Source organism: Bradyrhizobium sp. (assembly GCF_028868675.1).
Lineage (GTDB): Bacteria > Pseudomonadota > Alphaproteobacteria > Rhizobiales > Xanthobacteraceae > Bradyrhizobium.
Window position 1 is genome coordinate 1 of sequence record NZ_JAGWUA010000043.1, and the last position, 26,222, is coordinate 26,222.

The 26,222-nt window shown below is 66.5% G+C and carries 27 protein-coding genes and 1 pseudogene; 14 read left to right on the plus strand and 14 right to left on the minus strand.

Going from position 1 to position 26,222, the window contains the following annotated elements; translation table 11 throughout:
* From KGM94_RS08365 to rsmI, 4 genes and pseudogenes are all read right to left on the minus strand, one after another.
* Positions 1-442, minus strand: a pseudogene (locus tag KGM94_RS08365) (hypothetical protein); the annotation flags it as partial.
* A gap of 199 nt (positions 443-641) precedes the next feature.
* Entirely contained in the window at positions 642-1,589 is a 948-nt protein-coding gene (gshB, locus tag KGM94_RS08370; protein WP_300256779.1) for a glutathione synthase, read from the minus strand.
* Between the two features lie 10 nt (positions 1,590-1,599).
* Entirely contained in the window at positions 1,600-2,013 is a 414-nt protein-coding gene (locus KGM94_RS08375; protein WP_300256781.1) for a YraN family protein, read from the minus strand.
* A complete protein-coding gene (gene rsmI / locus KGM94_RS08380; protein ID WP_300256783.1) occupies positions 2,000-2,965 on the minus strand; it encodes a 16S rRNA (cytidine(1402)-2'-O)-methyltransferase in 966 nt (321 codons plus the stop codon). Before rsmI ends, KGM94_RS08375 begins: the two co-directional genes overlap by 14 nt.
* 236 nt (positions 2,966-3,201) lie before the next feature.
* On the opposite strand from rsmI, the gene KGM94_RS08385 reads away from it, so the two are divergent.
* On the plus strand, positions 3,202-4,413 hold the full coding sequence (locus KGM94_RS08385; protein ID WP_300256785.1) for a penicillin-binding protein activator: 1,212 nt from the start codon (positions 3,202-3,204) through the stop codon (positions 4,411-4,413).
* Between the two features lie 101 nt (positions 4,414-4,514).
* Here KGM94_RS08385 and hemW read toward each other — a convergent pair whose 3' ends face one another.
* From hemW to rph, 3 genes are read right to left on the minus strand one after another with little or no spacing between them, the layout of a single operon-like run.
* Positions 4,515-5,669, minus strand: a complete 1,155-nt coding sequence (hemW, locus tag KGM94_RS08390) for a radical SAM family heme chaperone HemW (RefSeq protein ID WP_300256787.1) — start codon at positions 5,667-5,669, stop codon at positions 4,515-4,517.
* The gene (rdgB, locus tag KGM94_RS08395) at positions 5,659-6,294 is read right to left on the minus strand and encodes an RdgB/HAM1 family non-canonical purine NTP pyrophosphatase (RefSeq protein ID WP_300256789.1); all 636 of its coding nucleotides are present in this window, start codon (positions 6,292-6,294) and stop codon (positions 5,659-5,661) included. Before rdgB ends, hemW begins: the two co-directional genes overlap by 11 nt.
* Before the next feature lie 10 nt (positions 6,295-6,304).
* Complete coding sequence (rph, locus tag KGM94_RS08400; protein ID WP_300256791.1) at positions 6,305-7,018, minus strand: ribonuclease PH; 714 nt, start codon at positions 7,016-7,018, stop codon at positions 6,305-6,307.
* A 162-nt stretch (positions 7,019-7,180) separates the two neighbouring features.
* Here rph and hrcA point away from each other — a divergent pair, with 162 nt between their 5' ends.
* Together hrcA and grpE are read left to right on the plus strand one after the other, a co-directional pair.
* Entirely contained in the window at positions 7,181-8,269 is a 1,089-nt protein-coding gene (gene hrcA, locus KGM94_RS08405) for a heat-inducible transcriptional repressor HrcA (protein ID WP_300256793.1), read from the plus strand.
* A gap of 95 nt (positions 8,270-8,364) precedes the next feature.
* Complete coding sequence (gene grpE / locus KGM94_RS08410) at positions 8,365-8,979, plus strand: nucleotide exchange factor GrpE (protein WP_300256795.1); 615 nt, start codon at positions 8,365-8,367, stop codon at positions 8,977-8,979.
* Positions 8,980-8,998: 19 nt separating this feature from the next.
* Here grpE and pncA read toward each other — a convergent pair whose 3' ends face one another.
* Complete coding sequence (gene pncA / locus KGM94_RS08415; RefSeq protein ID WP_300256797.1) at positions 8,999-9,721, minus strand: bifunctional nicotinamidase/pyrazinamidase; 723 nt, start codon at positions 9,719-9,721, stop codon at positions 8,999-9,001.
* Positions 9,722-9,823: 102 nt separating this feature from the next.
* A complete protein-coding gene (locus KGM94_RS08420; protein WP_300256799.1) occupies positions 9,824-10,759 on the minus strand; it encodes a hypothetical protein in 936 nt (311 codons plus the stop codon).
* Positions 10,760-11,147: 388 nt separating this feature from the next.
* Here KGM94_RS08420 and dnaK point away from each other — a divergent pair, with 388 nt between their 5' ends.
* The 8 genes from dnaK to KGM94_RS08460 all read left to right on the plus strand — a co-directional run bounded on the left by dnaK (position 11,148) and on the right by KGM94_RS08460 (position 18,376).
* A complete protein-coding gene (gene dnaK, locus KGM94_RS08425) occupies positions 11,148-13,049 on the plus strand; it encodes a molecular chaperone DnaK (RefSeq protein ID WP_300256801.1) in 1,902 nt (633 codons plus the stop codon).
* 242 nt (positions 13,050-13,291) lie between these two features.
* Positions 13,292-14,419: a molecular chaperone DnaJ gene (gene dnaJ / locus KGM94_RS08430; protein ID WP_300256803.1), complete on the plus strand. Its 1,128-nt coding sequence runs from the start codon at positions 13,292-13,294 to the stop codon at positions 14,417-14,419.
* 92 nt (positions 14,420-14,511) lie between these two features.
* Positions 14,512-15,111 (plus strand): rRNA adenine N-6-methyltransferase family protein, encoded by a 600-nt coding sequence (locus tag KGM94_RS08435; protein ID WP_300256805.1) that lies wholly within the window; start codon positions 14,512-14,514, stop codon positions 15,109-15,111.
* 61 nt (positions 15,112-15,172) lie between these two features.
* Entirely contained in the window at positions 15,173-15,751 is a 579-nt protein-coding gene (locus tag KGM94_RS08440) for an NAD(P)H-dependent oxidoreductase (RefSeq protein WP_300256807.1), read from the plus strand.
* A gap of 6 nt (positions 15,752-15,757) precedes the next feature.
* Positions 15,758-16,468, plus strand: coding sequence for an orotidine-5'-phosphate decarboxylase (gene pyrF / locus KGM94_RS08445; protein WP_300256809.1), 711 nt, complete (start codon positions 15,758-15,760; stop codon positions 16,466-16,468).
* Positions 16,469-16,489: 21 nt separating this feature from the next.
* Positions 16,490-16,792, plus strand: coding sequence for a DUF1330 domain-containing protein (locus tag KGM94_RS08450; protein WP_300256811.1), 303 nt, complete (start codon positions 16,490-16,492; stop codon positions 16,790-16,792).
* A 120-nt stretch (positions 16,793-16,912) separates the two neighbouring features.
* Positions 16,913-17,728, plus strand: a complete 816-nt coding sequence (gene dapB, locus KGM94_RS08455; RefSeq protein ID WP_300256813.1) for a 4-hydroxy-tetrahydrodipicolinate reductase — start codon at positions 16,913-16,915, stop codon at positions 17,726-17,728.
* A 24-nt stretch (positions 17,729-17,752) separates the two neighbouring features.
* Positions 17,753-18,376 (plus strand): 2,3-bisphosphoglycerate-dependent phosphoglycerate mutase, encoded by a 624-nt coding sequence (locus KGM94_RS08460; RefSeq protein ID WP_300256815.1) that lies wholly within the window; start codon positions 17,753-17,755, stop codon positions 18,374-18,376.
* 95 nt (positions 18,377-18,471) lie between these two features.
* Here the strand turns inward: KGM94_RS08460 and KGM94_RS08465 are convergent, their stop codons facing one another.
* Positions 18,472-19,368: a bifunctional helix-turn-helix domain-containing protein/methylated-DNA--[protein]-cysteine S-methyltransferase gene (locus tag KGM94_RS08465; RefSeq protein WP_300256816.1), complete on the minus strand. Its 897-nt coding sequence runs from the start codon at positions 19,366-19,368 to the stop codon at positions 18,472-18,474.
* 55 nt (positions 19,369-19,423) lie between these two features.
* The gene (locus tag KGM94_RS08470; RefSeq protein ID WP_300256818.1) at positions 19,424-19,942 is read right to left on the minus strand and encodes a DUF2244 domain-containing protein; all 519 of its coding nucleotides are present in this window, start codon (positions 19,940-19,942) and stop codon (positions 19,424-19,426) included.
* A 21-nt stretch (positions 19,943-19,963) separates the two neighbouring features.
* Here KGM94_RS08470 and nth point away from each other — a divergent pair, with 21 nt between their 5' ends.
* Complete coding sequence (gene nth, locus KGM94_RS08475) at positions 19,964-20,716, plus strand: endonuclease III (RefSeq protein WP_300256820.1); 753 nt, start codon at positions 19,964-19,966, stop codon at positions 20,714-20,716.
* 33 nt (positions 20,717-20,749) lie between these two features.
* Here nth and KGM94_RS08480 read toward each other — a convergent pair whose 3' ends face one another.
* Together KGM94_RS08480 and KGM94_RS08485 are read right to left on the minus strand one after the other, a co-directional pair.
* Positions 20,750-21,502: a sulfate transporter family protein gene (locus KGM94_RS08480; RefSeq protein WP_300256822.1), complete on the minus strand. Its 753-nt coding sequence runs from the start codon at positions 21,500-21,502 to the stop codon at positions 20,750-20,752.
* Positions 21,503-21,585: 83 nt separating this feature from the next.
* Complete coding sequence (locus tag KGM94_RS08485) at positions 21,586-22,998, minus strand: MFS transporter (RefSeq protein ID WP_300256824.1); 1,413 nt, start codon at positions 22,996-22,998, stop codon at positions 21,586-21,588.
* A 276-nt stretch (positions 22,999-23,274) separates the two neighbouring features.
* Here KGM94_RS08485 and KGM94_RS08490 point away from each other — a divergent pair, with 276 nt between their 5' ends.
* Positions 23,275-24,639 (plus strand): TrpB-like pyridoxal phosphate-dependent enzyme, encoded by a 1,365-nt coding sequence (locus tag KGM94_RS08490; protein WP_300256826.1) that lies wholly within the window; start codon positions 23,275-23,277, stop codon positions 24,637-24,639.
* 162 nt (positions 24,640-24,801) lie between these two features.
* Here KGM94_RS08490 and KGM94_RS08495 read toward each other — a convergent pair whose 3' ends face one another.
* Complete coding sequence (locus KGM94_RS08495; RefSeq protein ID WP_300256828.1) at positions 24,802-25,734, minus strand: LysR substrate-binding domain-containing protein; 933 nt, start codon at positions 25,732-25,734, stop codon at positions 24,802-24,804.
* Between the two features lie 109 nt (positions 25,735-25,843).
* Between KGM94_RS08495 and KGM94_RS08500 the strand changes: the two genes are divergently transcribed.
* On the plus strand, positions 25,844-26,222 hold a 379-nt coding region (locus KGM94_RS08500; protein ID WP_300256829.1), incomplete at its 3' end, for a CoA transferase.

The window sequence follows — 26,222 nt, forward strand, 5'->3', positions numbered from 1 at the left end:
GCTTCGATCCGGGCTGCGGCGCCCAGCGGGTGACGATACCGCCATAGGTCGACCCGATGAGGGCTGCAACAACGAAGCAGGCGGCCAACAATATGGCCATCGGGCTCCGGTTCACCGGCTTTGCTGGCGGAGAGGCGATTTGCGATGACGGCTGCGCGGGCGGCGCTTGCGCTGACGCTGGCTCCGCGGGCGCTGGCTGAGCAGGCGGTTCGGTAGATGACGGCGCCGCCGCGGATGATAGGGGCGCGGCAGGTTCTTTCGGAACGCCAGCCGCGGGTGGACGCGCCGCACTGCCCTCGATTTTCGCAAGCTGCTCGCTCATGCGCGTGAGCTGCTCGTCGGCGCGCTTAATCTCTTCGTAGGCGTGCGCCAGCCGTTCATCGGGACGCCCGGTCGGGGCGTCCTGCGATGCGGGTCCTTTGGTATCAGGCGTGGAGTTCATTGGCGCTTTCCTTTTTCCGTCCAATGTCTTCCAGGGGCAGCGGCTCACGGACCGACGTACAGTCTTGTCCAAACAATGGCTGTATGATGGTGGAATACTGGAGCACAGGGCGTTAGCGCCCCGTTACCGGGGCCGCTTCGGTTCCATTGGACCGGCTGTGCCGTCTTGCGCGCCAGCATGGGGGCGCCGTGAGTGGCCGCTATTTTCCGCCGCGCTTGGCCTCGATGGTATCCCAGACCTTACCGGCCACGTCAGGGCCGTTGAGGCGCTGGATCGCGCGGATACCGGTCGGCGAGGTCACGTTGATCTCGGTGAGGTTGCCGTCGATCACGTCGATGCCGACGAACAGCAGGCCGCGTTCGCGCAGCGCCGGACCGAGCATGGCGCAGATTTCCCGTTCGCACGGGGAGAGATCAGTGGCATGGGCGGCGCCGCCGCGCACCATGTTGGAGCGGAGGTCGTCGGGCGCGGGTACGCGGTTGACGGCGCCGGCGAACTCACCGTCGACCAGAATGATGCGCTTGTCGCCGTGCTTGACCTCGGGGAGGAAGCGCTGGATCACCCAGGGCTCGCGGAAGGTGACCGAGAACATGTCGAACAGCGAGCCGAAATTCATGTCCTGCGGCATCACGCGGAACACCGCCGCGCCGCCATGGCCGTGCAACGGCTTCATGACGACGGCGCCGTGCTGATCGCGGAAGGAGTTGATCTCGTCGAGGTCGCGCGAGATCAGCGTCGGCGGCATCAACTGAGGAAAGTTCATCACGAACAGTTTTTCCGGCGCGTTGCGCACCGACGCCGGATTGTTCACGACCAGCGTCTTGGGATGGATGCGTTCGAGAAAATGCGTCGAGGTGATATAGGCGAGGTCGAACGGCGGGTCTTGCCGCAGCAGGATGACGTCGAACGACTGCAGCGGTTCGCGCTTCGCTTCCCCGAGCGTGAAGTGATCGCCGACCTCGTCGCGCACGGTGAGTTGCTGCACCGGCGCCACCAGCTCCTCGCCGCGCAGCGACAGCTTGTCGGGGGTATAGTACGACAGGCTGTGGCCGCGCTTCTGCGCTTCCAGCAGCAGCGCAAAGGTGGAATCGCCGCGGATGTTGATGCGGGCGATCGGGTCCATCTGGACGGCGACGTTGAGCTTCATGGGCTGCCTTTCAGGTCGAGGCGTCGAATGCCGCCAACACATGGCGTGGAAGTCGCCGCGGCGCAATCAGCATGGCGTCGAATCGCAATTCGAATTCGGCATGCTCGGGATGCGCGGCAAGCCACCCTTGCGCCGCCGCGATGATGCGCTGCTGCTGACGTGGCGTCACGGCATAGGCGGCGTCCTCGAGACTGGCGCGGGCCTTGACCTCGACGAAGGCGACCAGGTTGCGGCGGCGCGCCACGATGTCGATCTCGCCATGCGGGGTGCGGAAGCGCCTTGCAAGGATGCGATAGCCTTTTGCAAGCAGATAGGCAGCGGCGCGGCTCTCGGCGGAAATTCCGGTGTTGAACGCCGCGACGCGCTCGGGGGCTGCGGCCTTTGGCGCCGACTCGGCCGGCGGGGTGCCGTCAGTCCTCGCCATCGTCGCCTCGCACCTGCTTTGCAGTTTCCTTGGCAAGCTCGAGCGCGCGGGCATAGACCTCGCGGCGCGGTCGCCCCGACAGCTCGACCGCATGCGCCACCGCGTCCTTCACGCTGTGGTGCGCAAGCTGCCCGCGCAGGAGATGCTCCAGATCGTCCGATGCCATGACCTGCTCGTCAGCCGCGGGCGGGCCGATCACCAGCACGAATTCGCCGCGGGTCTCCGGCGCATCGGCCTGGCGCGCCAGCTCGGCGAGCGGCGCGCGCCTGATCTCCTCGTGCAGTTTGGTCAGCTCGCGGCACACCGCGGCCTGGCGCTCGCCCATGATCCCGGCGAGATCGGTCAGCGTGTCCTGCATGCGGTTGCCGGACTCGAACATCACCAGCGTGGCGTCGATGCGCGCGAGCTCGGCGAGGCGCTTGCGGCGTGCGACGGGTTTTGCCGGCAGAAAGCCTTCGAAGAAGAAGCGGTCGGTCGGCAGCGCCGCGACCGTGAGTGCCGCCAGCACCGAGGACGGTCCGGGCAGCGCAAACACGGGGTGCCCCGTGGCGGATACCTCGCGCACCAGCTTGAATCCGGGATCGGAGATCAGCGGTGTGCCGGCGTCGGAGACCAGCGCGATCGAAGCGCCCCGCGAGAGTGCGTGCAGGATCTTCGGCCGGGCGGCCTCCGCATTGTGCTCGTGATAGGGCTTGAGCTGGGCCGCGATGCCGTAGCGCTCGGTCAGCCGCCGCGTGATGCGGGTATCCTCGCAGGCGATGATGTCGACGCCGGCAAGCGTCTGGAGCGCGCGCAGCGTGATGTCGCCGAGATTGCCGATCGGGGTCGCGACCAGATAGAGGCCCGGCGCCGCCTTGCTTGCGGAAAAGTGATGCGCGCCGATGGAGAAACCCCGCGCGCCGGGTTCCACTGCAGCTTCAGACGTATTTATCGGGGCCGGCTTTGCGCGCATAATGAATACTTAAAGCGAGTGAAGCGCTTGCGCCATATTCGCGGCGGCAACGCTTTTCGCCGATGCGTGGTGCGAGCGGCGGCGAACGGCTGGCCAGGAGGAAGCGGATGGCCGCGGTAGGGGGGTATTATCCTTTTGTTTTGGTTAACTATTCGCCGACAATATGCCGGAAATCCGCGTCTTTCTGGCGGAGAGTCGTCCTGACCGCGCTGGTTCGGTCATCGTAAAGAGCTGTCATGGTGGGCCCGTATCATTCCAAGCCGTCTTCCTCGGAGCCCCGGTCGGGGACGAGCCGGCGGACAGCGCTTGGCCTTCTCGTCGGCGCACCGTTGCTCTCGGCCTGCGCCGGTGTGCAGCAGAGCCTCAGCCAGTTCGGCTCATCTTCGCCGGGACCCGCCGGCCCGCCGCAGCAGGGCACCGTTGCCGGCACCGGCCAGGTCAAGGTCGGCCTGATCCTGCCGCTGTCGGGCGCGGGCAATGCGGGGCTTGCCGCGCAGTCCATGCGCAACGCCGCCGAGATGGCGCTGGCCGAGTTCCAGAATCCCAACATCCAGCTCCTGATCAAGGATGACAACGCCACCCCGCAGGGCGCGCAACAGGGCGCGCAGCAGGCGGTCGAGGAGGGCGCGGAGATCATTCTGGGCCCGCTGTTCGCGCAGTCGGTGCCGGCGGTGGCGCAGGCGGCGCGGGTGCGCGGCATTTCGGTGATCGCATTCTCGACCGATTCCAGCGTCGCCGGCCGCGGCGTCTATCTTCTGAGCTTCCTGCCGGAGTCCGACGTCAACCGGATCGTCGAATACTCCTCCAGCATCGGAAAGCGCTCCTTCGCCGCCCTCTTGCCGGACAATGCCTATGGCAATGTCGTGGAGGCCGCGTTCAAGGCGGCGGCGCCCCGCCGCGGCGGCCGCGTGGTCGCGTTCGAGAAATATGGCGCCGATCGCGCGACGCCCGCGCGCACCGTCGCGCACGCGCTCGGCAGCGCCGACGCGCTGTTCATCGCCGACGACGGCGATTCGGTGGTTGCCGTGGCAGATGCGTTGACTGCGGCCGGCGCCAACCTTCGCAACATCCAGTTGCTCGGCACCGGCCTGTGGGACAATCCGCGTGTCTTCGCCAGCCCGGCGCTGCAGGGCGGTCTTTACGCCGCGCCCGATCCCGCGGGCTTTCGCGCCTTTTCCGGCCGCTACCGTACCCGTTACGGAAGCGAGCCGGTGCGCACGGCGACGCTTGCCTATGACGCGGTGGCGCTGGTCGCGGCGCTTGCGCGCACGCAAGGCGCACAGCGCTTCTCGCCCGACGTTCTCACCAGCCCGTCCGGCTTTGCCGGCATCGACGGCCTGTTCCGCTTCCGCGCCGACGGCACCAACGAACGCGGGCTCGCGGTGATGAAGGTGCAGACCGGCGGCGCGGTCCCGGTCGCCGGCTCGCCGAAGAGCTTTGGGGCGTAGCGCGTTCGTAGCCCGGACGAGCGAAGCGAAGTCCGGGACCAGTCTCGCCACCTGCACGACCCCGGATTGCGCTGCGCTCCATGCGGGCTACGCGTCTGACGCTACGCAGCCAGATCCGCGACCACGGCGTCCAGCACCGGAAAACCGGACTGCGTCACCCGCAACCGGCCGCCGGCGTCCACGGTGATCGCGCCCTCCTCGCGCAACAGCGCGATGCGACGGGGATCGAGCGGGCGGCCCGAGAGCGCGGCGTAACGCTTGGGGTCGATGCCCTCGGCAAGCCGCAGGCCCATCAGCAAGAATTCGTCGGCGCGTTCCTCGCTGTTGAGGCGATCGTCGGTGATGAGGCCATGACCGTTGGCCTCGACCCGCATCAGCCAGGCCTCGGGACGCTTCTCGGTCGCGGTCGCGTGCCTGATGCCGCCGATGTCGAGCCGGCCATGCGCGCCGGGGCCGATGCCGGCATATTCGTCGCCGCGCCAGTAGACGAGATTGTGCCGGCACTCCGCGCCCGGCCGCGCATGGTTGGAGATCTCGTAGGCGGGCAGGCCGAGTTTCTCGCAGGTCTCCTGCGTGACGTCGTACAGCACGCGCGCGAGAGCCTCGTCCGGTGTCTTCAGCTTGCCGGCCCGGTGCAGGCCGAAGAACGGCGTGCCCTCTTCGATGGTCAGTTGATAGAGCGACAGATGCTCGGCCGCCTCGTCGATGGCGTGACGGAGCTCGGCTGCCCACGCTTCCGGCGTCTGGTCGGGGCGGGCGTAGATCAGATCGAAGGAATAACGATCGAAGGAACGCCGCGCGATGCTGACCGCATCGAGCGCCTCGCGCGCGCTATGCAGCCGGCCGAGCATCTTCAGCGAGGCGTCGTCGAGCGCCTGGACGCCGAGCGACACGCGGTTGACACCGGCCGCGCGATAGCCGGCGAACCGCGTCGCCTCGACGCTGGTCGGATTGGCCTCCAGCGTGACCTCGACGTCGCGGCCGACGGTCCAGTGCCTGCCAATCGCGTCCAGCACGGCGCCGACGGTTGCAGGCTGCATCAACGACGGCGTGCCGCCGCCGAGGAAGATCGAGGTGACCTCGCGGCCGGGAATACGCGCGGCCGTGGTCGCGATCTCGCGGGCGAAGGCGAGCGCAAACCGTTCCTCGTCGATCGCGGCGTGGCGGACGTGGCTGTTGAAGTCGCAATAGGGACACTTCGACAGGCAGAACGGCCAGTGCACATAGACGCCGAAGGCGGGTGTCTCAGCGCCCATCGAGGCAGATCTCCGCAAGCTTCACGAAGGCGCGGGCGCGATGCGACAGCCCGAGACCGAGCGGCGGCAGGCCGTGCTTCTCGATGCTCTCCATCTCGCCGAAGGTGCGGCTGTGGCCGTTCGGTTGAAACATCGGATCGTAGCCGAAGCCGGCATTGCCGCGCGGCGGCCAGACCAGCGTGCCGTCGACGCGCGCCTCCACTTCCTCGATGTGATCGTCGGGCCAGGCGACGCACAGCGCGGAGACGAAATGCGCTCTTCGCTTGTCCGGCGTGGTGGCGCCGCGCTCCTGCAGCAGCCGCTCGATCCGCGTCATCGCCGCGGTGAAATCCTTGGTCGGACCGGCCCAGCGTGCCGAGTAGATGCCGGGGGCGCCGTCGAGCGCGTCGACCACGATGCCGGAATCGTCGGCAAAGGCCGGAAGCCCTGCGGCCTGTGCCGCGGCGATCGCCTTGATCTTGGCGTTGCTGCGAAAATCCTTGCCGGTCTCTTCGGGTTCGCCGAGGCCCAGTTCGCCCGCCGATACCGCCTCGACGCCGTGCGGCGCCAGCAGTTCCCGCATCTCGGCAAGCTTGCCGGGATTGTGGGTCGCGATGACGAGCTTGTCCGTGATTCGGCGGTGCATGGCCTATTGACTACGCCACCGCCAGTTTCTGCAAGTCCACGAGCCGCGCGATACCCTTGCGCGCCAGCGCCATCAGCGCCAGGAACTCGGCTTCCGTGAACGGCTCGCGTTCCGCGGTGCCCTGCACTTCGATGATGCGGCCGTCGCCGGTCATGACGAAATTCGCGTCCGTCTCGGCCTCGGAATCCTCGGCGTAATCGAGGTCGAGCACCGGCGTGCCCTGATAGATGCCGCAGGAGATCGCGGCGACGCTGTCGCGCATGACGTTGGCCTTGATCATGTTGCGCGCCTTCATCCAGGCGATGCAGTCGGCGAGCGCGACCCAGGCGCCGGTGATCGAGGCGGTGCGGGTGCCGCCGTCGGCCTGCAGCACGTCGCAATCGACCGTGATCTGGCGCTCGCCGAGTGCTTCGAGATCGACGATGGTGCGCAAGGAACGGCCGATCAGGCGCTGGATCTCCACGGTGCGGCCGCTCTGTTTGCCGGCGGAGGCCTCGCGGCGGGTGCGCTCCAGCGTCGCGCGCGGCAGCATGCCGTATTCGGCGGTGACCCAGCCGCGGCCCTGGCCCTTCAGCCAGGGCGGCAGGCGCTCCTCCAGCGTCGCGGTGACCAGCACATGGGTGTCGCCGAACTTCACGAGGCAGGAGCCTTCCGCATATTTGACTACGCCACGCTCCAGCGTCACGGGGCGCAATTCGTCCGGCGCACGGCGGCTTGGCCGCATGGGAAATCCTCCAGAAACTCAAGGGAAAACGGCGTTCGCGGTGCTTGTAGGTTGGGGAAGGGAGCCCGGCAAGGGGGCCGGGCGGGCGACGGAGCGTTTTCGGCGCTTGTCAGGGGCCGTCCGGATGGACAAATTAGATGGGCCTGAGAGGAGTTAACGTCCGTGGCCCATCACGATCCGATTCATCTGATCGCGCCGCGCGCAGGCCTGGCCCAGCTCAATGAGCGTTCGCGCGACATCTTCCGTCAGATCGTCGAAAGTTACCTTGCGACCGGAGAGCCGGTCGGCTCGCGCAACATCTCGCGGCTGATCGCGGTTCCGCTATCGCCGGCCTCGGTCCGCAACGTGATGGCCGATCTGGAACAGCTCGGCCTGATCTATGCCCCGCATACTTCCGCCGGGCGGCTGCCGACGGAACTGGGCCTGCGCTTCTTCGTCGATGCCCTGATGCAGGTCGGCGACCTCAACGAGGCCGAGCGGCAGGCGATCCAGAGCCAGTTGTCCTCCGTCGGCCATGCGCAATCGGTCGAGGCTGCGCTGGAAGAGGCCTTGACCCGGCTGTCCGGCCTGACCCGGGCCGCCGCGGTGGTGCTGACGCCGAAATCCAATGCGCGGCTGAAGCACATCGAATTCGTCCGCCTGGAACCGGAGCGGGCGCTGGTGATCCTGGTCGGCGAGGACGGCCAGGTCGAAAACCGCGTGCTGACGCTGCCGCCCGGGGTTCCCTCATCGGCGCTGACGGAAGCCGGCAACTTCCTCAACGCGCGAATCCGGGGCCGGACGCTGGCGGAAGCCCGGCTCGAGCTCGAGACGGCGCTTGGGCAGGCCCGCGCCGAGCTCGACCAGCTCACGCAGAAGGTCATCTCGGCGGGAATCGCGAGCTGGTCCGGCGGGGAGAGCGAGGACCGCCAGCTCATCGTGCGCGGCCACGCCAATCTGCTGGAGGACCTGCATGCGCTGGAGGATCTCGAGCGGGTGCGGCTCTTGTTCGACGATCTCGAAACCAAGCGCGGCGTGATCGACCTCCTGGGCCGCGCCGAAACCGCCGAAGGTGTCAGGATTTTCATCGGCTCGGAGAACAAGCTGTTCTCGCTCTCCGGCTCCTCCACGATCATCTCGCCCTATCGAGATGCCGCCGGCCATATCGTGGGCGTGCTGGGCGTGATCGGCCCGACGCGGCTGAATTATGCCCGCGTGATCCCGACCGTGGACTATGCCGCACGCATCGTCAGTCGCCTCCTCGGCGGCTGATGGGCTCCCCGCCGATCACGGGCGCTTGATTTTCATGACCCAAAGCACGATATCCCGGCCAGAAAATCCTTTTACCCCGATCGAGAAGGCAGCCGATGACCGATCCAGACCGGCAACCCGAAGACGCGGCCGCGCCGGCCGCCGAGCCCGTGGTCTCAAAGCCCTATGTGATGCCCGACGATCCGGAGCCCGGTTCGGTCGAGACCCTGCAGAAGGAAGCCGCCGAGGCGCGCGACCGCATGCTGCGGACGCTGGCCGAGATGGAGAACTTGCGCAAACGCACCACCAAGGAAGTGGCCGACGCCAAGCTCTACGGCATCACGGGCTTTGCCCGCGACGTGCTCGACATCGCCGACAATCTGCAGCGCGCGCTCGACGCGGTTCCGGCCGAGGCGCGTGCCACTGCCGATCCCGGCCTCACCGCGCTGATCGAGGGCGTGGAGCTGACCGAGCGCTCGCTGCTCAACGCGCTGGAGAAGCACGGCGTGAAGAAGTTCGATCCGCAGGGCCAGAAGTTCGATCCGAACTTCCAGCAGGCGATGTTCGAGGTGCCCGATCCGTCGGTGCCCGCGGGGACCGTGGTGCAGGTCGTGCAGGCCGGCTTCACGATCGGCGAGCGCGTGCTGCGCCCGGCGCTGGTCGGTGTCGCCAAGGGCGGCGCGAAGGCAGCTCCGGCCGCCAACAACAACGAGCCGAACGGCGCGGTGTGAGCCGCGCCGTCAGGCCGCCTTACGCGCCGACCGCGATGTCGCCGGACTTGATTCGCTTCACGCCGGCCTTGGCCATGTCGGCCCAGGCCTTGGCGAGTGAGCCCTGCGTGTCGATGCCGCGGCAGGCGTCTTCCACCACATAGGCCTCGAAGCCTGCCTTGCGCGCGTCGAGCGCGGTCCAGGCGACGCAGAAATCCGTCGCCAGGCCAGCAACGAAGACGCGCTTGATCTTGCGCGCCTTGAGGTAGCCGGCGAGCCCGGTCGAGGTCTTGCCGTCGGCCTCGAGGAAGGCCGAATAGCTGTCGACGTCCTTGTGAAAACCCTTGCGGATGATCAGCTCGGCCTGTGGGATCGAAAGGTCCTTGGAGAGCGCGGCGCCGTCGGTGCCCTGTACGCAGTGGTCGGGCCACAGCACCTGCTTGCCATAGGCGAGATCGATGGTCTCGAACGGCTTCTTGCCGGAATGCACGGACGCGAACGAAACGTGGCCCGGCGTGTGCCAGTCCTGCGTCATCACCACATTGGCGAACGCCTTCGCGATCCTGTTGATGACCGGCACCACCTGCTCGCCTTCCTTCACGGCGAGGCTGCCGCCGGGCAGGAAGCAATTTTGCACGTCGATCACGAGCAGCGCCGACGCGTCATCCGGCTTGATCGATGCCGCCGCCCAAAGCTTGTCGGTTGCGAGGGTTGCAACAACGGCGGTCGAAAGCCCCGCCAGCATTCTTCGCCGATCCAGCATCGTTCGTCTCCCTCCGGAATGGGTCCAGCCTGGCGAAAGCGTAGTTCGATTGACGCGCGGACAGAAGCCCGAAAATGCGGCCGGTGCCGATCGGCAGTTGGACTAACCTTTGGGCTGGATGCCGTCGCGTACGGCGCGGAAGCGGGGGAATGCGACCGACCACTGGTCGCGCGGTGCGCTCGCGATGATGCGCAGCGACGTCCCGCCGCCGAAGCGGATCCACTGCACCACCGTGACCTCGGTCTTGTCCTTGCCGCTGACGGCGTCCAACCGCGTCTCGTAAGCCGGCATGCCGCCGATGCGGATCGGCTCGGACATGGTGATGCGCGCCTCGCGTACGCCCGGAATCTGCGTCGCCGCCTCCTGGGCGAAGCGCGCGCGATCGTCCGCCTGCTGCGGCGTCGAGCCGATCAGGCCGATGATCACGTACGGTTTGGGTTCGAAGCCGGTGGTCTCGTCGCCGTCGGCCAGGATGATGCTGGCGCGCGGCGCGAGCGTGCGGATGTTCTTGAAGTCGGCGAGATCGGTGACCTTGAACGGCATCTGCCCGAGCTGCTCGTCGACCGGCACCTCGGTGCGCGTCACTGCCGTGGCGAACATCTGCCGCACGGCTTCGTCGGAATAGATCTTGGTGGCGTTTTCGGGGATCTGCACCGCGACGTAGCCCGAAAAACCCTTGCCCGGCACGATCATCGAGTAGCGCTTGACGGCAGCGCCGCCCTGCTTGCCGGTTTCGACGGTATAGTAGGCGAGCCCGGCCGGGGTCTCGATCTTGTCCGGTTTGACGCCAGTGCCGCCCGGACCGGCCTTGAACGCGTTGGCGACCTCGCCATAGGCGTCCGGCGGCAACTCGGTGACCAGCACCTTCACGCTCTGGTCCTCGCTCTCGAAGCCCGTGAAGGTCTTGGCCGGGCTGAGGCCGATCAACGGCACCATCCCGAGGCGCAGCCCGGGCGGGTAGACCGGGTCGGCGGCAAGGGCCGGGAAGGCGATGACGAACAGGAGGGCCAGTGCGGCGAGGGGACGAATGGGCGTCATGGAGCTTCCACTTGGTTCACATTGAGGCCGTTCGATGGACGGCCGTGGTGACCCCCGATCGCAAGGCGGGGCGATCCGGTCGCCCGCGCCTTTTAACGGGTTTGGCCGACCCGTAACAGGGTGGGGTCTGGCCCGATGCCGACCGGCCGTCGGGTGTCCGGCGACCTGTTAACAAACCCTGACCGTCAAGCTCGGAAGATGCCCGGTATGGCCTTCCAAAGCCGATGTTTTCGCGGCCGAAACTTGGTCTCGGTCCTTGCGGGCAGGTCCCCCCCTCCTATATGAGCCTCAACCATCGCAATATCGCGGGTGTTTTGATCTTAGGGGGTTTTGGATCGGGCGCCTTCTGGGCCCAGCCAACCTGCCGCAAAAAGAAGGATATCGGACCATGGGAAAGGTCATCGGGATCGACCTCGGCACCACGAACTCGTGCGTCGCCGTGATGGATGGCAAGAACGCCAAAGTCATTGAGAACTCCGAGGGCATGCGCACCACGCCGTCGATCGTCGCATTCACCGACGATGGCGAGCGTCTCGTCGGCCAGCCCGCCAAGCGGCAGGCCGTGACCAATCCCGAGCGCACCTTCTTCGCGGTGAAGCGCCTGATCGGCCGCCGCTACGACGACCCCATGGTCGAGAAGGACAAGAAGCTCGTCCCCTACAAGATCGTCAAAGCCTCCAACGGCGACGCCTGGGTCGAGGCCGACGGCAAGACCTATTCCCCCTCGCAGGTCTCTGCCTTCATCCTGCAGAAGATGAAGGAGACCGCGGAAGCCCATCTCGGCCAGAAGGTCGAGCAGGCCGTCATCACCGTTCCCGCCTATTTCAACGACGCCCAGCGCCAGGCCACCAAGGACGCCGGCAAGATCGCCGGCCTAGAAGTGCTCCGCATCATCAACGAGCCGACTGCGGCCGCGCTCGCCTATGGCCTGGACAAGACCAAGACCGGTACGATCGCCGTGTATGACCTCGGCGGCGGCACGTTCGACATTTCCATTCTCGAGATCGGCGACGGCGTGTTCGAGGTGAAGTCGACCAACGGCGACACCTTCCTCGGCGGCGAAGACTTCGACATGCGCCTGGTCGGCTATCTCGCCGACGAATTCCAGAAGGAGCAGGGCATCAACCTGCGCAACGACAAGCTCGCGTTGCAGCGCCTGAAAGAGGCGGCCGAAAAAGCCAAGATCGAGCTGTCCTCGACCACGCAGACCGAGATCAACCTGCCGTTCATCACGGCGGACCAGACCGGGCCGAAGCATCTGACGATGAAGCTCACCCGCGCCAAGTTCGAGGCGCTGGTCGACGATCTCATCCAGAAGACCGTCGAGCCCTGCCGCAAGGCGCTGAAGGATGCCGGCGTCACCGCCGGCGAGATCGGCGAGGTGGTGCTGGTCGGCGGCATGTCCCGCATGCCGAAGGTCCAGGAAGTCGTGAAGCAGCTGTTCGGCAAGGAGCCGCACAAGGGCGTCAACCCTGACGAAGTCGTGGCGATCGGCGCGGCGATCCAGGCCGGCGTGCTGCAGGGCGACGTCAAGGACGTGCTGCTGCTCGACGTGACCCCGCTGTCGCTGGGCATCGAGACGCTGGGCGGCGTGTTCACCCGCATCATCGATCGCAACACCACGATCCCGACCAAGAAGAGCCAGGTGTTCTCGACCGCCGAGGACAACCAGAACGCGGTCACCATCCGCGTCTTCCAGGGCGAGCGCGAGATGGCGGCCGACAACAAGATGCTCGGCCAGTTCGACCTGATGGGCATTCCGCCGGCCCCGCGCGGCATGCCGCAGATCGAGGTGACCTTCGACATCGACGCCAACGGCATCGTCAACGTCTCGGCCAAGGACAAGGCGACCGGCAAGGAGCAGCAGATCCGCATCCAGGCCTCCGGCGGCCTGTCGGAAGCCGACATCGACAAGATGGTCAAGGACGCCGAAGCCAATGCGGCGGCGGACAAGAAGCGCCGCGAGGCGGTCGACGCCAAGAACCATGCGGATGCGCTGGTGCACTCCACCGAGAAGGCGCTCGCCGAGCACGGCTCGAAGGTCGCGGAGACCGAGCGCCGCGCCATCGAGGATGCCGTCAGCGACCTCAAGGAAGCGCTGAAGGGCGACGATGCCGAGGCGATCAAGGCCAAGACCAACACGCTGGCCCAGGCTTCGATGAAGCTCGGCGAGGCCATGTACAAGCAGCAGGCCGAGGCCGATGCGGCCAAGGATGCCGCCAAGGACGACGTGGTCGACGCGGAATTCACCGAAGTCGACGACGACAAGAACAACAAGAAGTCCGCCTAAGACCCGCGAGGGCAATGATGCGGACGGCTTGGACCCAGATCGCGATAGCCTCCCCCTTCAAGGGGGAGGCTATCGTGCCTGACGTGGCGGGACGCTTGCCCGTTACGATCGCTCAACTCCCATCCGATATCTTCGATGTTGCTTCGCAGTCCGCTGTCGCAAGGCGGGCGGGTATCCCTGCCGTCGCGCGTCGATGCCGCCTCTCTCCAGCCTGAATCGCGATTGGATAGACCGAGTTCGCCATGTCCACCAAGCGCTGCTACTACGAGACGCTGGAAGTCGAACGCGACGCCGACGATTCCAAGCTGAAGACGTCCTTCCGCAAGCTGGCGATGAAGTTCCACCCCGACCGCAATCCCGGGGATGAGAGCAGCGAAGTCCGCTTCAAGGAAATCAACGAGGCCTACGAGGTCCTCAAGGACAAGGACAAGCGCGCGGCCTACGACCGCTTCGGTCACGCTGCCTTCGAGCAGGGCAGCGGGTTCGGCGGCGGTGCCGGCTTCGGCGCGGGCTTCGCCTCCTCCTTCTCCGACATTTTCGAGGATTTGTTCGGCATGGCCGGACAGCGCGGTCGCGGCGGCCGCGAACGCGGCGCCGACCTGCGCTACAACATGGAGATCACGCTCGAGGAAGCCTTCCAGGGCAAGACGGCGCAGATCGAGATTCCCGTCTCCGTCACCTGCGAGGCCTGTTCGGGCACCGGCGCCAAGGCCGGCTCCAAGCCGAAGACCTGTTCGACCTGCGGCGGCGCCGGGCGCGTGCGGCAGTCGCAGGGCTTCTTCACGCTCGAGCGGACCTGCCCGGGTTGCCAGGGCCGCGGCCAGATGATCGAGGACGCCTGTCCGTCCTGCGCAGGCCAGGGCCGCGTCACGCGCGAGCGGACGCTGTCGGTCAACATCCCGCAGGGCGTCGAGGACGGTACGCGGATCAGGCTCGCCGGTGAGGGCGAAGCCGGGGTGCGCGGCGGCCCGGCGGGCGACCTCTACATCTTCCTGTCGCTCTCCCAGCATGAGTTCTTCCAGCGCGATGGCGCCGATCTGCATTGCCGTGTGCCGATCTCGATGGTGACGGCGGCGCTCGGCGGCGAGTTCGAGGTGCCGACCATCGACAAGGGCAAGACCAAGGTGAAGGTTCCCGCCGGCACGCAGTCGGGGCGGCGTTTCCGCATTGCATCAAAAGGTATGCCGGTGCTTCGTTCGCGCCAGACCGGCGACATGTACGTCCAGGTCGTGGTGGAAACGCCGCAAAATCTCACCAAGAAGCAGCAGGAATTGCTGGCGGAATTTGAAAAGCTCTCCTCCGGCGCAACGCAGCCGGAGTCCGCGGGCTTCTTCACCAAGGTCAAGGATTTCTTCGGCAATCGGGGCTAGCTAAGTCAGCTTGACCGTATCGCCCCTGGCCTATACCTCTTTATGAAGATTTTCTGACACGCCGCGGTGACGCGGTCCCGTCCGGTAGTGCCATGCCCATGCAATCGTCCGTGCGTGCGTTGAAGAAGCCTCGTCTTGACGACGAGGTACGCTTTCTCCGGTCATGGATCGAAAAGCCGCTGCATGTGGGCGCGGTGATGCCGTCGGGGCGGCTGCTCGCCCGGACCATGGCGCATTATGTCGACATCAATTCGGACGGACCGGTGGTCGAACTCGGCCCCGGCACCGGCGCCATCACCTCGGCCCTGATCGAGCGCGGCGTCGACCAGAAGCGACTGGTCCTCGTCGAATACAATCCCGGCTTCTGCGCGTTGCTGCGCGATCGCTATCCGCAGGCCAAGGTCGTGCAGGGCGATGCCTATCGTCTGCGCGACACGCTCTGGAACGTGTTGGGGGCTCCGGCCTCCGCCGTCGTGTCCGGCCTGCCGCTGGTGACGAAGCCGATGCTGACGCGCCTGAAACTCGTCCGCGACGCCTTCGCCGCGCTCGCGCCCGGCGCGCCCTTCGTGCAGTTCACCTATTCGGTAGTGCCGCCGATCCCGAAATCCCTGCCCGGCGTGTCCACCGAGGCCTCGGAGCGGATCTGGATGAACCTTCCGCCGGCCCGCGTCTGGGTGTATCGCAAGGACTGATCCGCCGGCTCGCAGGTCCCGCGAGGCGGAGCCCCGTTTCCGCCGAATGCGATTTTCCCGGATGTCCGCACCAAGAATCCTGGTCATTCCCGGCTCGCTGCGCACCGGCTCGCACAATGCGAAGCTGGCCTCGGTTGCCGCCTACGAATTCGCCCAGGCCGGCGTCGACGTCACCCGCATTTCGCTCGGCGACTTCCCCCTGCCGATCTATGACGGCGACCTGCAGGCGAAATCCGGCGTGCCCAAGCACGCCGTCAATCTCAAGCGCATGATCGGCGCCCATCAGGGCGTCCTGATCGTGACGCCAGAATACAACGCCTCCGTGCCGCCGCTCCTGAAGAATGCGATCGACTGGGTCAGCCGCGTGCAGGACCCGCATGAGACGCGCGGCGAGGCGTTTCGCGGCCGCGCCTTTGCGATCGCGGCGGCCTCGCAGAGCCGGCTCGGCGGCGCGCGCGCGCTCGGCGCGCTGCGGCTGATCCTCGCCGCCTGCCACGCCAATGTGATCGCCGGCCAGCTCGCGCTCTCCTTTGCCGACGAGGCCTATGACGATATGGACAGGTTGAAGAACCAGGCCGACGGCGACGCTCTGAGAGAGCTGGTGCGGCAACTGATCGACGTTTCCCAACGCATGATGTGAGGTGACATGCAGCCCGCCGAAATCGCCACAAGCGACCGCCTGATCGTCGCGCTCGACGTGCCGAGCGTCGAGGTCGCGGATGCGACGATCGCGAGGCTCGGCGACAGCGTGTCGTTCTACAAGATCGGCTATCAGCTCGCCTATGCCGGCGGATTGCCGCTGGTCGGCAGGCTCGCCGACCGTGGTAAGAAGGTCTTCATCGATCTCAAGCTGCACGACATCGGCAATACCGTGATGCGCGGCGTCGAGAGCATCGCAGGCCTCGGCGCGACGTTCCTCACCGTGCACGCCTATCCGCAGACCATGAAGGCGGCGGTCGAGGGACGCGCCGGCTCGAAATTGAGGATCCTCGCCGTCACCGTGCTCACCTCCTACGACGACGACGATCTGCATGCGGCCGGCTACCGGCTCGGCGTCTCCGAACTCGTCGAGGCGCGCGCGCAGCAGGCGCAGGTGCTCGGCATCGACGGTCTCGTCTGCTCGCCGGAGGAAGCGGGCAATTTGCGCAAGATCGTCGGCCACCAGATGAATCTGGTCACGCCCGGCATCCGGCCCGCCGGCGCGGCGACGGGTGACCAGAAGCGCATCATGACGCCGGCGCGCGCGATTGCCGCCGGTGCGGACTATCTCGTCGTCGGCCGTCCGGTTCTGGAAGCCGCCGATCCGAAGGCAGCGGCGGACGCCATCCAGGCCGAGATCGCGCAGGCGTTCGGCTGAAACAACCAAGGGAGAGCAAGCATGGCAAAGGGCTACTGGATCGCGCGCGTCGACGTGCACAACGACGAAGGCTACAAGGTCTATGCGGCCGCCAATCCCGCGATCTTCAAGAAGTTCGGCGGACGCTTCATCGTCCGTGCCGGCAAGTTCACCGCGATCGAGGGCCAGAGCCGCACGCGCAACGTGGTGATCGAATTCCCCGACTATGAGAGCGCGCTCGCCTGCTACAACTCGCCGGAATACCAGGCCAACATCAAGGTGCGGCAGCCGCACTCCAACGCCGACCTCGTCATCATCGAGGGCTATGACGGCCCGCAGCCGTAAGGATGCACCGTCATTCCGGGTTCGCCGATGCGGGCGCCCCGGAATGACGTGTGAGCAGATGGGCTCGGTTGCCGGAACAGCATCCCGCCGCTACAAGGGCGCTAGACCGAGGATCACACCATGCCCGATATGCGCTTGATTGTTGCGGGAGCTGGCGGCCGGATGGGCCGGGCGCTGACGCGCGCGATTGCGGAGAGCAAAGGCGCGGTGCTGGCCGGAGCGCTCGAGGCGCCGGCCTCGGAATTGCTCGGCAAGGACGCCGGTGTGCTCGCCGGCCTGCCGGCCAACGGCATCAAGCTCTCGGCCGATCTCTGGGCGATGTCGGCGGAGGCGGACGGCATTCTCGATTTCACCGTGCCGGGTGCCACCATCGCCAATGTGGCGATTGCCGCCGAGCGCGGCCTCGTCCACGTCATCGGCACCACCGGCCTGTCGGCATCCGACGATGCCGTGATCAAGAGCGTCACCAACCGCGCGGTGGTCGTGCGGTCCGGCAACATGAGCCTTGGCGTCAACCTGCTGGCGGCGCTGGTCAAGCGTGTGGCGCACGCGCTCGATGCGAATTTCGACATCGAGATCGTGGAGACGCATCATCGCGCCAAGGTCGATGCGCCGTCCGGCACCGCCCTGATGCTGGGCGAGGCCGCAGCATCCGGCCGCGGCATTCCGCTCGAGGGACATTCGGCGCGCGGCCGCGACGGCATCACCGGCGCGCGCAGGACCGGCGACATCGGGTTTGCCTCCCTGCGCGGCGGCACCGCGGCCGGCGATCACAGCGTGAGCTTCCTGGGGCCCTTCGAGCGACTGACGCTGTCGCATCACGCCGAGGACCGCATGCTGTTCGCCCACGGCGCGCTCAAGGCTGCGCTCTGGGCGAAAGGCAAGCAGCCCGGGCTCTACTCCATGGCCGACGTGCTCGGCCTCGGCGACATCTGATCGAACGAACCAACGGAAAACAAGATGAGCGAACGTCTCCTCGTGCTCGTGCGCCACGGCCAGAGCGAATGGAATCTGAAGAACCTGTTCACGGGATGGAAGGATCCCGATCTCACCGAGCAGGGCGTGGCCGAAGCGAAGGACGCCGGCCGCAAGCTGAAGGCGCAGGAGCTCGTGTTCGACGTCGCCTTCACCTCGGTCCTGACGCGCGCGCAGCACACGCTCGACCTGATCCTCGCCGAGCTCGGCCAGACCGGCCTTCCCACGTCCAAGAATCTCGCGCTCAACGAGCGCGACTATGGCGATCTCTCCGGGCTCAACAAGGACGACGCTCGCAAGAAATGGGGCGAGGAACAGGTGCATATCTGGCGCCGCTCCTATGACATTGCGCCACCCGGCGGCGAAAGCCTGAAGGATACGCTGGCGCGCGCGCTGCCTTACTACGTGCAGGAGATTCTGCCCGGCGTGCTGCGCGGCCAGCGCACGCTGGTCGCCGCCCACGGCAACTCGCTGCGCGCGCTGATCATGGTGCTGGAGAAGCTCTCGCCCGAAGGCATCTTGAAGCGAGAGCTCGCCACCGGCGTGCCGATCATCTACCGGCTCAACGCGGATTCGACGGTGGCCTCGAAGCTCGATCTGGCGAGCTAGGTGCTTCTTGGTAGGGTGGGCAAAGCGAAGCGTGCCCACCATGCTGTAGCAATTGCGGGAGATGGTGGGCACGGCGCAAGCGCGCCAGGGTGCAGCTATTGCACCCCGAGCTGCCCGGCTTCCCAGCCCAGCATCGCCTGCTTGCGGGTGATGCCCCAGTGATAGCCGGTGAGCGCGCCGCCCTTGCCGAGGGCGCGGTGGCACGGCACGACGAACGAAACCGGATTCCTGCCGACCGCGGCGCCGACGGCGCGCGACGCCTTCGGGCTTTTGATCTTGTTGGCGATGTCGGAATAGCAGACCGCGCGTCCCATCGGGATCTTCAAGAGCGTCTCCCACACCCGCACCTCGAAATCGGTGCCGATCAGCACCACGCGCAACGGCTGGTCCGGCCGCCACAGCTTTGTATCGAAGATGCGCCGTGCGAGCGGCGCGGTGCTTTCCTGGTCCTGGACATAGGTCGCGTTCGGCCAGCGCCGCGCCATGTCCGCGAGCGCGGCCTGCTCCTCGCCGGGATCGGCGAAGGCCAGCCCCGACAAGCCGCGACCGGTCGCGATCACGATCGCCGTGCCGAAAGGCGAAGGATGGAAGCCGTAGCGCAACGTCAGGCCGGCGCCGCCTTTCTTCCATTCGCCGGGCGACATCGCTTCATGGGTGACGAAGAGATCGTGCAGCCGCCCCGGCCCCGACAGCCCCGAATCGAGGGCGGCGTCGAGCACGCTCGCGGAGTCGCGCAGCAGGCCCTTGGCGTGATCCAGCGTCAGCGCCTGCATGAAGGCCTTTGGCGTCAGTCCCGCCCAGCGGCGGAACAGGTGGTGCAGTTCATCCGGGGTGACGCTCGCCGCGTCCGCCATCGCCTCGATGGTCGGTTGCGCGCGCCAGTTCTCCGAAATGAAGGCGATCGCCCGGCGGACCGAATCGTAGTCGCGCAGCGCGGCGTTCTGGGGGCCCGGCTTGGCCAGGCGCTGGTCATGGATTGCGAGTGTCATCATGACCGGAAATGTAGGGTCGGGCCGCGCTGGAGGCCACCCGATTTCCGACCCGCTTTCAGGTGATCGGATTGTAGGTCGGGCCACGCTTGGCGGCATTCAGCGCGCCGAGCAAGGCCTTGGCAAAGCTTGCTTTTTCCTCAGGGCCGAGGAAGCTGGCGACCGACAGGCGCCGGCCGCGCGAGATCAGATAGAGCCGCTCGATGCCGAACTCCTCGTCGGCCTTCTCCTCGAGCCGGACCCAGAGCGGGTTGAGCACCCACTCGGTGACGTGGCCGCGGTGGCTGACCCGCCGCACGCGCAATTCGCTCGGCGTGACCGTGATCTCCTCGCTCGCCCGCGCGGTGCGGAAATTGACCCTGAACGCCCACCAGATCACCAGCACGTCGAGGCCGAGGAAGCCGACCACCGGCCAGGCGCCGATCACCAGGAAGATGACGCCGGTGACGAAGCTGATGGCGCTCAAGAACAGCATCACGGCGAGAAAGCCGCTGCGGTTCAGCGAGCGATGCGGGGTCAGCAGCGCCGAGAAGATCTGCGGCTCGGGTCCGCGATCAAATTCGTTGCCTGTGCTCATGGCCTGTCAGTATATCGGATCATGGCGAAAATCACCCGCAAGACGGCGGCACGAAGACCGGCCGGTTCGAAGATGACGGTCAAGAAGGCGGCCGCGCGGCCGGCGCGCGCCGCGAAGAAAACGCCGAAGGCGCCACGACCCTGGACCGCGGCCGAGATCCACGAGGCCTTCAGCCGTTTCCAAAAGGCCAATCCGGAGCCGAAGGGCGAGCTCGAGCATCTCAATCCGTTCACGCTGCTGGTCGCCGTGGTGCTGTCGGCGCAGGCAACCGACGCCGGAGTCAACAAGGCAACGCGGGAATTGTTCAAAGTCGCCGACACCCCGCAAAAGATGCTCGATCTCGGCGAGGAGCGCTTGCGCGACTACATCAGGACCATCGGCCTCTACCGCACCAAGGCCAAAAACGTCATTGCGCTGTCGGCAAGACTGATCGCGGAGTTCGGCGGCGAGGTGCCGCGCACCCGCGTCGGGATCGAGTCCTTGCCCGGCGCGGGGCGCAAGACCGCCAATGTCGTGCTCAACATGGCCTTCGGCGAACGCACGATGGCGGTCGACACGCATGTGTTCCGCGTCGGCAACCGAACCGGACTGGCGCCCGGCAAGACGCCGCTCGAGGTCGAGCTCGGCCTGGAGAAGGCAATCCCGGCCGAGTTCATGCTTCACGCGCATCACTGGCTGATCCTGCACGGCCGCTACACCTGCCTCGCCCGCAAGCCGCGCTGCGAGGTCTGCCTGATCAACGACCTCTGCCGCTGGCCGGAGAAGACGGTGTAGCGGGAGCGGCCATGACGACTGTGCGTTGGCTTCTCAACCCGCTGGCACATCGCCCCTGCGCCTCGGCTCGATCAGCTCGGGCCGCGGGCCGGACAGGCGCTTGTGCATGTGGACCATCAGGGCCATGCCGAAGATCGGCGTCGCGAGGTTGATGACCGGGATCGACACGAAGGCTGCGATGATCAGCCCCGCCGTGAAGACGGTGGCGGCGTTGTCGCGCCGCATCGCCCTGGCCTCCTCCGGCGGGCGGAAGCGCATGGCGGCAAGCTCGAAATATTCGCGGCCCAGCAGCCAGGCGGTGGCGACGAAGAAGATCAAAAAGCCGGCGCCGGCAAGGAACACGAACGGCAGCACGACCAGGTAGACCAGGATGGTCAGGAGCGCGGTCTTGACGCCCTCCTGCATCGCCTGCGCGAACGGCAGTGCGACGCCGGGCTGCTCGGCCGGATAGTATTCGCGCTCGACATGGTCGGCGACCTCGTCGACGAACAGGCTCGCCACCAGCGAGGTGATCGCGGGCATCAGCAGAATGCCGCCGAACACCACGCCGAGCCCGGCCGCGATCGAGACGATCCAGGACAGCACTTCCAACGCGGAGTGCCAGCCCGGGCCGAGCAGCTGCTCGAGCCAGCTCTCGCCGTAGGTGGCGAACCAGCTCAACAGCCGCTGCAGGCCGATCGCCAGCACGGTGATCAGCACGAGCGCGACACCGATCGATCGCCACAGGATCGAGCGCATCGGCGGCGAGATCATTTGCGACAGCGCCTTGACGGCGGCATCCAGCATGGCGGCACCTCTCACGAAACCAGCGGAGAGGTAGACATGGAGGTCCGCTTCGGCAAGGCCCTTGAAGCCCGGCGACTCCGATGTCAGGCGTCGAGCGGCCTGCCGCGTACGTTCGGGCCGAACAGCGCCATCGTGATCACGACGACCAGCATTGCGGCCGTGATCAGGCCGAACACGCCGGTCACGCCGCCCTCCTTCAGCATCCAGGCGACGATGAAGCCCGAGAACGTCGCGCTCAGCCGGCTCATCGAATAGACGAGGCCGGAGGCCCGCGCGCGGACCTGGGTCGGGAACACCTCGGTCTGGTAGGCGTGATAGGCATAGGACATCGTCATGTTGCACGCCGTCAGCAGCACGCCGCAGGCGATCAGCATCGCCGGCTGGGTGAGCTGTGCGAACGCCATGCCGAACACGATGATCGCCGCGCAGGCGCAGGCGATGATCCAGCGCCGCTCGAAGCGGTCGGCGAAGCTCGCGGCGATCAGCGGCGCGATCGGATAGGCGAACGCGACGATGAAGGAATATTGCAGGCTCTTGGTGACGGTGATGCCCTTCTCGACCAGCAGCGTCGGCACCCAATTGGCGAAGCCGTAGAAGCCGAAGGCCTGGCAGAGGTTGAACACCATGAACAGCGCGACGAGGGAGAGATAGGGCGGCCGGAACAGGTCGGTGAAGTTCACGCTGCCTGCGGTCTGTGCCGGCCGTGCGGCCGGCGCGGCGGCCCGCGGCGCGTCGCTCGTTCCGCCCGCGGCTTCGAGCGTGGCGAGAATGCGCAGCGCCTCCTCCATCCTGCCATGGCGCGCAAGCCACAGCGGGCTCTCCGGCAGGAACAACCGCAGCACCCAGATGACCATGCTGGCGGCGGCCCCGATCAGCACCACCCAGCGCCAGCCGTCCACGCCGTAGGGCGACAGCGGCACCAGCCACCAGGCGAGGAAGGCGACGATGGGAACCGCGATGAACATGATCGACTGGTTCACCGCAAAGGCGCGGCCGCGCATCCGGCTCGGCACCAGCTCGGTGATGTAGGCATCGATGGTGATGACCTCGACGCCGATGCCGATGCCGGCGAGGAAGCGCCAGAACAGCACGCCCCCGGCCGAGGTCTGGCAGGCCATGATGACGGATGCCGCGGTGTAGGCGAGCAGCGCGTAGGTGAAGATCGCCCGCCGCCCGAACCTGTCGGCCAGGAAGCCCAGGAAGAACGTGCCGACGAACAGGCCCGCAAACGTCGCCGCGACGAAGGCGCCGATCCCGGAGAAGCCGAAGAAAGCCTGCGTCGTCGCGGTCAGGAGCCCGCTGCGGCCGAGCCCCGGCGCGATATAGCCGGTCAGGAACAGGTCGTAGATCTCGAAGCAGCCGGCGAGCGAGAGCAGGATGACGAGGCGCCAGACGTGGGCTGTGGCCGGCAGGCTCTCCAGCCGCCGCGAAATCCCGTCGGGCCCCGAGGAATTGGCGCCGAGCTCAAGGCCAGTATCGATGCCGACGACGCCCATGATGTCCTCCCCACGAAAGGTGCGCGCTCGCGCCGCTCGAACGCCCGGCGGCTTTTCTTGATGAGTTTTTTGCCGAAGCCCTGCCCGATCGGGCCATGTTGGCGTTCGAGGGGCGGAAATCCAGACGAACATATCGATCGGAGCGTTCGATATTATCGAAACCGGCGGTGGTGACTTACCTTGCCGGCGCCTCCGGGGAAGACGTGTTGCGCCGCCCGGCGGCGACGCTAAAGTCGAAAATGAGACCGCAAGATCAGCGACAAGCCGGAGGGACGCATGAGCGAAACGCTCAAATACCAGCTCGACGAAACCAGGATTCCGAAAATCTGGTACAACATTCAGGCCGATCTTCCGAAGCCGCCGCCGCCCGTGCTGCACCCCGGCACCAAACAGCCGGTCGGTCCCGACGATCTGTCGCCGTTGTTCCCGATGGCGCTGATCATGCAGGAGGTATCGACCGAGCGCGAGATCGAGATCCCCGAGCCTGTCCGCGACATCTACCGCATGTGGCGGCCGACTCCGCTCTTTCGCGCACGCGCGCTGGAGAAGAAGCTCGGAACGCCGGCGAAGATATTCTACAAGTACGAGGGCGTCAGCCCGGCGGGCTCCCACAAGCCGAACACCGCCATTCCGCAGGCCTTCTACAACAAGCAGGAAGGCGTCAAGCGGCTGTCGACCGAGACCGGCGCCGGCCAGTGGGGCTCCTCGCTTGCGCTCGCCGGCTCCCTGTTCGGCCTCGAGGTCATCGTCTATCAGGTGCGCGTCTCCTACGATCAGAAGCCTTACCGCCGCGCGCTGATGGAGACGTACGGCGCGAACTGCCTGCCTTCGCCGTCCAACACCACGGACTATGGACGAAAGGTTCTCGGCGAGCGGCCCGATCATCCGGGCTCGCTGGGCATCGCCATTTCGGAAGCGGTCGAGATCGCGGCCAAGGATCCGCAAACGAAATATGCGCTCGGCTCCGTACTCAACCACGTGCTGCTGCATCAAACCGTCATCGGCCAGGAGGCGATGGAGCAATTGGCCATGGCCGATGCCTGGCCCGACGTCGTGATCGGCTGCGCCGGCGGCGGCTCGAACTTCGCCGGCATCGCCTTCCCGTTCATCGGCAGGGGATTGCAGGGCAAGGCGAAGAAGCCGCGCATCATCGCGGTCGAGCCGACGGCCTGTCCCTCCCTGACACGAGGAAAATACGCCTATGACTTCGGCGATACCGGCCACATGACGCCGCTCGTCAAGATGCACACGCTCGGCTCGAGCTTCACGCCGCCCGGCTTCCATGCCGGCGGCCTGCGCTATCACGGCATGTCGGCGCTGGTGTCGCATCTGAAGGAACTCGGCGAAATCGAGGCGGTCGCCTACCAGCAGCGCGGCTGCTTCGATGCAGCCGTCGACTTCGCGCGCTGTGAGGGCATCGTGCCGGCGCCGGAAGCGACCCATGCGGTCAAGGCGGCGACGGACGAAGCCCTGCGCTGCAAGCGCGAAGGCAAGGCCGAGACCATTTTGTTCAACCTCTCCGGTCACGGCCATTTCGACATGGCCGCCTATATCGATTACTTCTCCGGAAAGCTGCAGGACGTCGCCTACGACGAACGCGAGCTGGCCAAGGCGATGGTCGATTTGCCGCAGGTGGCGTGAGAGTCTGGCACCGGGTGTTTCCGCATCGTCGTGGCCGGGCTTGTCCCGCCTGCGGGGCCGAAGCCCCTTCGGCGTGGCGAAGGCCCGGCCATCCACGTCTTTCTTGCGGGACAAAGAACGTGGATGCCCGGCACAAGGCCGGGCATGAGGCGCGTGTGGGCATCAACCCACCAGCGTCGCCTGCCAGGCGCCGCTGCGGACCTGCCCGGCGATCATGGAGAGCATCAGGCGCCGCATCTCCTCCATGGCGTAGGTCATGGGGCGGTTGCGCAGGCGGCAGAGATAGAGCGTGCGGGTCAGCTTCGGCGCGATCACCTCGCGCGCGATCAGGCGGCCCGCCTTCAACTCCTCCCGCGCGAACAGCTTTGTGGCGATCGTGCAGCCAAGTCCCTCCACCAGCGCCCCGGTCATCCCCGTGATCGAGTTGGCATGCAGGATGGCGCTGCCCTCCAGCCGCTTGAGCAGGACGGGATCATCCAGCAGCGCCCGGGAGGAGAGGCCGAGGCCGTAGCGAAGCAGGATCAGCGGCAGGCGGCTCAGCTCCTCGAAGCGGATCGGGCTCTTGGCCTTGCCGACGAGCCTGGGAATGCCGACCAAGAACATCTCCTCTTCCAGCACCGCTTCCGTGATCAGCTCCTTCTCCGACGGCGGATTGTAGACCAGCGCGAGGTCGACGTTGGAGACCATCAGGTGCATCAATGTCGCGCCCGACAGGCTTTCGGTGAGCGACAGCTTCAGCTTGGGATATCTGGTCAGCACGGTGCGCATCAGCTCGACGCCGATCGCCTTGACTCCGGAATTCGCCATGCCGATGGAGATGTCGCCGGCGATGACGCGGGCGCCCTCGCGCACCTCGGTCTCGGCCTCCGCCATCGCGCGCAGGATGATGCGGGCGTGCTCGTAGAGCCGTTCGCCGGCCGCGGTCGGCTCCATGCCGCGCGACTTGCGCTCGAACAGCGGCGTGGCGAACTCGGCCTCGAGGTTCGAGACGTGATGGCTGAGCGCGGACTGCGCGACGTTGACCTGGTCGGCGGCGCGCGACAGGTTCCGCTGCTCGTAGACGGCGATAAAATAGCGGAGCTGGCGCGAATCCATGAGATCCAAGCGTTCTAGAATGCTGATGGCACTATTCGACAGATTATATTTTTAAGAAGGCTTGTGAAGGCCTACGGTCGGCCCAAGCCGGGCCACAGGGAGAAGATGCATGGCCGAAACCGGGTTGCCGCTCGAGGGTGTGCGGGTCGTCGAGATGACCCACATGGTGATGGGTCCGACCTGCGGCATGATCCTCGCGCAGCTCGGCGCCGAGGTGATCAAGGTCGAGCCGCCCGCGGGCGACAAGACCCGCAGCCTCGGCGGCATGGGCACTTCCTTCTTCCCGCTGTTCAACCGTGGCAAGCGCAGCGTCGTGCTGGATTTCGCCAAGTCCGAGGATCGCGATGCCATGCATCGCCTGCTTGAAACCGCCGACGTGTTCCTGGAGAATTTTCGCGACGGCCAGCTGGAGAAGCAGGGCCTCGGCGCGGACGAAATGCGCCGCCGTCATCCGCACCTGATCGTCGCCGGTCACAAGGGCTTTCTGT

Bases quoted from the DNA above. Each gene is read 5' to 3' on its own strand.
- pncA (WP_300256797.1), bottom strand. From the start codon at position 9,721: ATGCTGGATCGGCGAAGAATGCTGGCGGGGCTTTCGACCGCCGTTGTT.
- KGM94_RS08480 (WP_300256822.1), bottom strand. From the start codon at position 21,502: ATGCTGGATGCCGCCGTCAAGGCGCTGTCGCAAATGATCTCGCCGCCG.
- rph (WP_300256791.1), bottom strand. From the start codon at position 7,018: ATGCGGCCAAGCCGCCGTGCGCCGGACGAATTGCGCCCCGTGACGCTG.
- KGM94_RS08470 (WP_300256818.1), bottom strand. From the start codon at position 19,942: ATGAGCACAGGCAACGAATTTGATCGCGGACCCGAGCCGCAGATCTTC.
- pyrF (WP_300256809.1), top strand. From the start codon at position 15,758: ATGCAGCCCGCCGAAATCGCCACAAGCGACCGCCTGATCGTCGCGCTC.
- rdgB (WP_300256789.1), bottom strand. From the start codon at position 6,294: ATGCACCGCCGAATCACGGACAAGCTCGTCATCGCGACCCACAATCCC.
- KGM94_RS08435 (WP_300256805.1), top strand. From the start codon at position 14,512: ATGCCCATGCAATCGTCCGTGCGTGCGTTGAAGAAGCCTCGTCTTGAC.
- rsmI (WP_300256783.1), bottom strand. From the start codon at position 2,965: ATGCGCGCAAAGCCGGCCCCGATAAATACGTCTGAAGCTGCAGTGGAA.
- hemW (WP_300256787.1), bottom strand. From the start codon at position 5,669: ATGGGCGCTGAGACACCCGCCTTCGGCGTCTATGTGCACTGGCCGTTC.
- KGM94_RS08420 (WP_300256799.1), bottom strand. From the start codon at position 10,759: ATGACGCCCATTCGTCCCCTCGCCGCACTGGCCCTCCTGTTCGTCATC.
- KGM94_RS08440 (WP_300256807.1), top strand. From the start codon at position 15,173: ATGTCCGCACCAAGAATCCTGGTCATTCCCGGCTCGCTGCGCACCGGC.
- nth (WP_300256820.1), top strand. From the start codon at position 19,964: ATGGCGAAAATCACCCGCAAGACGGCGGCACGAAGACCGGCCGGTTCG.
- KGM94_RS08490 (WP_300256826.1), top strand. From the start codon at position 23,275: ATGAGCGAAACGCTCAAATACCAGCTCGACGAAACCAGGATTCCGAAA.
- KGM94_RS08465 (WP_300256816.1), bottom strand. From the start codon at position 19,368: ATGATGACACTCGCAATCCATGACCAGCGCCTGGCCAAGCCGGGCCCC.
- gshB (WP_300256779.1), bottom strand. From the start codon at position 1,589: ATGAAGCTCAACGTCGCCGTCCAGATGGACCCGATCGCCCGCATCAAC.
- KGM94_RS08375 (WP_300256781.1), bottom strand. From the start codon at position 2,013: ATGGCGAGGACTGACGGCACCCCGCCGGCCGAGTCGGCGCCAAAGGCC.
- KGM94_RS08495 (WP_300256828.1), bottom strand. From the start codon at position 25,734: ATGGATTCGCGCCAGCTCCGCTATTTTATCGCCGTCTACGAGCAGCGG.
- grpE (WP_300256795.1), top strand. From the start codon at position 8,365: ATGACCGATCCAGACCGGCAACCCGAAGACGCGGCCGCGCCGGCCGCC.
- dnaK (WP_300256801.1), top strand. From the start codon at position 11,148: ATGGGAAAGGTCATCGGGATCGACCTCGGCACCACGAACTCGTGCGTC.
- KGM94_RS08460 (WP_300256815.1), top strand. From the start codon at position 17,753: ATGAGCGAACGTCTCCTCGTGCTCGTGCGCCACGGCCAGAGCGAATGG.
- KGM94_RS08385 (WP_300256785.1), top strand. From the start codon at position 3,202: ATGGTGGGCCCGTATCATTCCAAGCCGTCTTCCTCGGAGCCCCGGTCG.
- dnaJ (WP_300256803.1), top strand. From the start codon at position 13,292: ATGTCCACCAAGCGCTGCTACTACGAGACGCTGGAAGTCGAACGCGAC.
- dapB (WP_300256813.1), top strand. From the start codon at position 16,913: ATGCCCGATATGCGCTTGATTGTTGCGGGAGCTGGCGGCCGGATGGGC.
- KGM94_RS08450 (WP_300256811.1), top strand. From the start codon at position 16,490: ATGGCAAAGGGCTACTGGATCGCGCGCGTCGACGTGCACAACGACGAA.
- KGM94_RS08485 (WP_300256824.1), bottom strand. From the start codon at position 22,998: ATGGGCGTCGTCGGCATCGATACTGGCCTTGAGCTCGGCGCCAATTCC.